The organism is Sandarakinorhabdus limnophila DSM 17366 (assembly GCF_945882885.1).
In the GTDB taxonomy this organism is placed as follows: Bacteria; Pseudomonadota; Alphaproteobacteria; order Sphingomonadales; family Sphingomonadaceae; genus Sandarakinorhabdus; species Sandarakinorhabdus limnophila_A.
Map to the genome: position 1 here is coordinate 1 of NZ_CAMCWT010000096.1, position 4,907 is coordinate 4,907.

Annotated in this window: 8 protein-coding genes; all 8 read right to left on the reverse strand. The window is 64.3% G+C overall.

Translation table 11 applies throughout. The annotated features are described in order from the left end of the window. Window positions 1-132, reverse strand: a 132-nt coding sequence (locus Q7O19_RS12940; RefSeq protein ID WP_369692484.1) for a DUF1491 family protein, incomplete at its 3' end; no start/stop codon positions are given. 1 nt (window position 133) lies between these two features. Next, on the reverse strand, window positions 134-616 hold the full coding sequence (locus Q7O19_RS12945) for a PTS sugar transporter subunit IIA (protein WP_303810907.1): 483 nt from the start codon (window positions 614-616) through the stop codon (window positions 134-136). A 7-nt stretch (window positions 617-623) separates the two neighbouring features. Continuing rightward, a complete protein-coding gene (gene raiA / locus Q7O19_RS12950; RefSeq protein WP_303810908.1) occupies window positions 624-1,253 on the reverse strand; it encodes a ribosome hibernation-promoting factor, HPF/YfiA family in 630 nt (209 codons plus the stop codon). Window positions 1,254-1,295: 42 nt separating this feature from the next. Next, window positions 1,296-1,970 (reverse strand): DNA polymerase III subunit epsilon, encoded by a 675-nt coding sequence (gene dnaQ / locus Q7O19_RS12955; protein ID WP_303810913.1) that lies wholly within the window; start codon window positions 1,968-1,970, stop codon window positions 1,296-1,298. Window positions 1,971-1,998: 28 nt separating this feature from the next. Further along, entirely contained in the window at window positions 1,999-2,583 is a 585-nt protein-coding gene (gene coaE / locus Q7O19_RS12960) for a dephospho-CoA kinase (RefSeq protein ID WP_303810909.1), read from the reverse strand. After that, window positions 2,580-3,392 (reverse strand): shikimate dehydrogenase, encoded by an 813-nt coding sequence (gene aroE / locus Q7O19_RS12965; protein ID WP_303810910.1) that lies wholly within the window; start codon window positions 3,390-3,392, stop codon window positions 2,580-2,582. Before aroE ends, coaE begins: the two co-directional genes overlap by 4 nt. Next, the gene (locus Q7O19_RS12970) at window positions 3,389-3,985 is read right to left on the reverse strand and encodes a nucleoside triphosphate pyrophosphatase (RefSeq protein WP_303810911.1); all 597 of its coding nucleotides are present in this window, start codon (window positions 3,983-3,985) and stop codon (window positions 3,389-3,391) included. Before Q7O19_RS12970 ends, aroE begins: the two co-directional genes overlap by 4 nt. After that, window positions 3,982-4,809, reverse strand: coding sequence for a pyruvate, water dikinase regulatory protein (locus Q7O19_RS12975; protein ID WP_303810914.1), 828 nt, complete (start codon window positions 4,807-4,809; stop codon window positions 3,982-3,984). Before Q7O19_RS12975 ends, Q7O19_RS12970 begins: the two co-directional genes overlap by 4 nt. Window positions 4,810-4,907: the final 98 nt, after the last annotated feature.

Below are 4,907 nucleotides of genomic sequence, written 5' to 3' on the forward strand. Positions count from 1 at the left end.
GGCAATGGCGCCGGCTTCGTCATCGCCGCGCGCCAGCACCGTGCCAAAGCCACCGGCGCTGTTGACCCGGCGGATCAGCGCATCGACCCGCACCCGGCTGGCCAGCCGGGGCAGAGGGCCATCTTCATGCACGTCAGGCGGCGACGGCCGCTTGGCCCGCCAGCGCAGCCATCATGGCTTCGGTGGTACCGGCCGCACGCAGCGCCGGCACCGCTTCGGGATCGCGCAGCGCCCGGCTGATGCGGGCAAGGGCCTTCAGATGATCCGCGCCCGCGCCTTCGGGCGACAGCAGCAGCACCAGAAGATCAACGGGCTGCCCATCAACGGCGCCCCAGTCGATCGGCTGCGGCAGCCTTGCCACCAGCGCCACACAATCGGGCAGGCCGGCCAGCCGCGCATGCGGGATGGCCACGCCACCGCCGAATCCGGTGGGGCCCAGCGCCTCGCGGGTGCGCAGGCGTTCATGGATGAGCAGGGCAGACTGGCCCACCAGATCAGCGGAATGGCGGGCCAGCGTCAACAATGCCGCATCCTTGGACAGGACCGGCAGTTCGGGAATCACCCCGCCGGTCGGCACCAACCCGGCGAAGCCGGGAGCCTGAGATACTGCATTCATTGCCGTTCTATCCTGCCAGTGCGATTTCGCGCGGGCGGTCGGCAGCATCGGCACGGGGTTCGACCCAGCCAATGGTGCCGTCTTCCCGACGATAGACCATGTTGTGCGCGCCGGTGGCGCTGTTGACGAACAACAAGGCTGTCGTGTTGCGCAAGTCAAGCATCATCACGGCATCACTGACGCTGGTGGTGGGAATATCGACGCGAGTTTCGGCGATGATCAGCGGCGCATCGCCTTCCGGTTCGGCATCTTCTGGCGCTGCAGCAAACACCTTGTATTCGGCATTATCGAGCGGTTGCAGTTCGGCCAGCGGCGGTGCAGTCCGCCCGGCGGCCGGAGAGTGCCGATCCTTCAGCCGGCGCATGTAACGACGCAGCTGCTTGTCGATGCGTTCGGCGGCGGCATCGAAGGCAATATGCGCATCACCGGCGCGCGCCGATCCCTTCAGGATCAGGTCGGCCATCACGTGCATGACGATATCGCACGCGAAATGGCCATATGGGGCCGGGCCCAGCGTGACATGGGCAGAGAGGGCGCGCGGGAAATATTTCGCCACCATCGCACTCAATCGTTCGCGCACATGATCGCCAAAGGCAGCCCCGGTATCAACCTGGTGCCCTGAAATCCGGATATCCATGTTTCTTGTCTCCTCACTCGGCCGTGCACACCGTCAATGGTGTCACGACAGCCAGAGCGGGTCCTTCAGGCCGGCCACGAAACTGGCATGCCGCGCCAGCTCCTCCTCGCTGGCATTGTGGGCCCGTGCGGCCAGACTCACCCGCTCGTAAGGAGTGTCCTCCCCAGCCGTGTCGGTTGCAAGGTCGAATCCGATCTGCCGGCCTCCGGTTAACTCGATATAGACACGGGCGAGCAGTTCGGCATCGAGGAGTGCGCCATGCTTGGTGCGTGCTGAAAGATCAATGCCATAGCGCGTGCACAGCGCATCCAGCGTGTGCTTGGCGCCCGGGTTGGCCTTGCGGCTGATCTCCAGCGTGTCGATGGCGCGGGTCATCGGGACGATCGGCATCCCGGCACGCTTCAGTTCCCAGTTGAGGAACCCCATGTCGAAGGCGGCATTGTGGGCGACCAGCGGCGCATCGCCGATGAATTCCAGGAAGCCATCAACCACCTGTTCAAAAATGGGCTGCCCGGTGAGAAAGTCGCTCGATAGCCCATGCACGCGCTCCGCATCCTTGGGCATTGGCCGCTGCGGATCGACATAGGTGTGGAAGGTGCGGCCCGTCACCATGCGGTTGATCATCTCCACCGCACCGATCTCGACGATTCGATGGCCATCCCCTGGCATGATGCCGGTGGTTTCCGTGTCCCAGACGATTTCGCGCATGGGCTCCATGTAGCGATTGGGCGGCGCGGGGCAAGCCTTAGAGGCCATCAACCAGCTGTTTTACTTCCAGCCAAGTCTCACGCCGGCCGCGTCCGGTTTCGATCACCACATCCGCCAGTGCGCGCTTTTCGCGATCCGGCATCTGGCCTTTCAATATGCCAGCGAATTTTTGCGGGGTCATCCCCGGCCGGGCCAGCACGCGGGCGCGCTGAACGCGATAAGGCGCGGAAACCACCACCGTCATGTGGCAGCGCCGCCAGCCGCCCTTTTCAAATAGCAAGGGCACATCCAGCACGATGGCGGGCTTCAAGCGGTGCGCGCCCAGGAATTCACTCTGCGCCTCGGCCACCAGCGGATGCAATATCCGTTCTAGCGCGCGCAGCTTCGTGTGATCGCCAAACACGGCCGCACCCAGTTTCTCGCGGTGCAGGCCGCCATTATGCGTTGTTCCGGGAAACAGATCCTCGATGGCCGCCAGCGCCCGCCCGCCCGGGCCCTGGACGCGCCGCACTTCGGCATCGGCATCGAACACCGGCACGCCCAGCTTGCGGAACATCGCGGCCACGGTGGATTTGCCCATGCCGATGGAACCGGTGAGGCCGATGATAATGGTGCGGCTCATTTGGTCAGCATTGCCCGCAATTCGCCATCATAGCGGCGCGGGGGATCGGCCCCATAGAACAGCCGGAAAGCCTCTGCGGCCTGCCCAATCAGCATATCGAGCCCATCGATGGTGATCAGACCGCGCGCATGGGCAGCGGCCAGCAATGGGGTTTCCAGCGGCACATAAACCGCATCGAACACCACGGCATCAGCCGGCAAGGCCGAAAGATTGATCTTGAGCTCTGGCTGGCCCGCCATTCCCAGCGTGGTGGCATTGAACACCAGCCCGGTATCGGCAGGCGGCACATCGCCCATCGCCATCACGCCGCCCGGCAACCCAGATGCGGCCAGCAAGGCGCCCGCCGCGTTGTAATTGCGCGCCATCACCCACAAGGCCGATGCGCCGCTGTCGCGCGCGGCGGCAGCAGCAGCCCGCGCCGCGCCGCCACTGCCAATCACCAGCACCGGTCGCCCGGCCATGATCGCGCCGGCCGGGCCAATGATCCCAGCGGCATCGGTGTTATGCCCGATCAGGCGGTGATCATTGCCGACCACGATGGTGTTGACCGCGCCCACCGCCACTGCTTCTGGCGCCAAGCCATCCAAGTGCGCCATCACCGCCAACTTGTGCGGCACAGTCACGTTCACACCGCGCAAGCCCATGACGGGCAGGGCGCGCACGAACGTACCCAGCTGTTCGAGCCGCACCGGAAAGCGGCTGTAATCACCATCCAGGCCCAGCTTGCCAAGCCAGAAGCGGTGGATCAGCGGCGATTTCGAATGACTGATCGGCCAGCCGATCACACCGGCAACGGCAGGTTCTCTCATGCGGCCACCACTCCCCTGACCCGCAGATAATCCAGAACGGCAAGCAGCGGGAGACCACGGATCACGAACTGATCACCTTCAATGCGGGTGAACAACTGTGCGCCAAGCGCTTCGATGCGATAACAGCCAACACAGCCGAGCACGGCATCGCCTTCCGCATCCAGATAGGCGCTGATGAAGTCATCACTCAGTCGCCGCATCGTTAGCTTCGCCGCGCTGGCGCTGCGCCACACGGGCTTGCCGGCCTCGCAGATGACGGCGGCGGAAATCAGCCGATGGGTGGTGCCGGCGAGCTGGCGCAACTGCACCTCGGCGCGCGGACGGGTTTCCGGCTTGGCGATCATGGCGCCGTCGGCAGTGACCACCACGCTGTCTGCCCCCAGCACCAGCGCGCCGGGGTGCTGGCGGCTGATCTTCAACGCCTTCACTTCGGCGAGCGCATCGGCAATGCGTTCGGGGCTGGCCTGTTCCGCCACAAGCCCTGCCGTTATCGCCTCTTCATCGACATGGGCCGGCAAGGCTTCGTGCGTCACGCCGGCTGCGTGCAAAATTGACCGCCGCGCGGCTGACTGGCTGGCCAGCACCAGCATCATGCTTGTTTCTCCAACCGCGCCTGGTGCAGGTTGATGATGGCCGCCGCTGTCTCTTCGATGCTGCGACGGGTGACGTCGATCACCGGAATATCATGATCAGCAAACAGCCGGCGAGCAAAGGCGACCTCGGCCTCGATCCGCTCAACATCGACATAGTCTGTGTCTGGCGTCTGGCCCAGGGTAAGCAGCCGGTTGCGGCGGATGGATTGCAGCCGGTCTGGCGCCGTGGTTAGGCCAACCAGAAGCGGGCCTTTGACCGTCCACACGTGTGGCGACGGCGGTGATTGCGGCACAAGCGGGATATTGGCTGTCTTGTAGCCGCGGTTGGCCAGGTAGATTGAGGTGGGCGTTTTCGAGGTGCGCGACACGCCCAGCAAGAGGATATCAGCCTCTTCCAATTCCTCGAGGCCCGTCTGGGCGCCATCATCATGCACCATCGTGTAGTTGATGGCATCGACCCGGCGGAAATAGGCCTGGTCCATCACATGCTGGCGCCCCGGCCGGCGCGTGGCGGCCTGGCCGAGCAGTTCCGACAGCGCCGAGATGGTGAGATCGAGCGGCGACACCATCGGCAGGCCCAGCGTGGCACAGCGCATTTCCAGCCGATCGCGTACCAGGCCATCAACCAGCGTGTAGATGACCAGCCCCGGCTTTTTCGCCACTTCCTCGATGATGCGATCAAGATGGCCTTCGCTGCGCACCATTGGCCAGAAATGTTTAACAGCCTGTGCGCCCTCGAATCGGGCCAGGCTGGCCTTGGCCACCGATTCCAGCGTTTCGCCGGTGGAATCGCTGATCAGATGCAGGTGCAGCACGTCCGGCACCGTCACACCTGACCCTGCCGGCAAAAATAGCCGCCCATGACTCTGTGGATAAGCATCAGGGCAAAGCGTTAACGCTGCTGTGGAGCATCCGGCAAGCG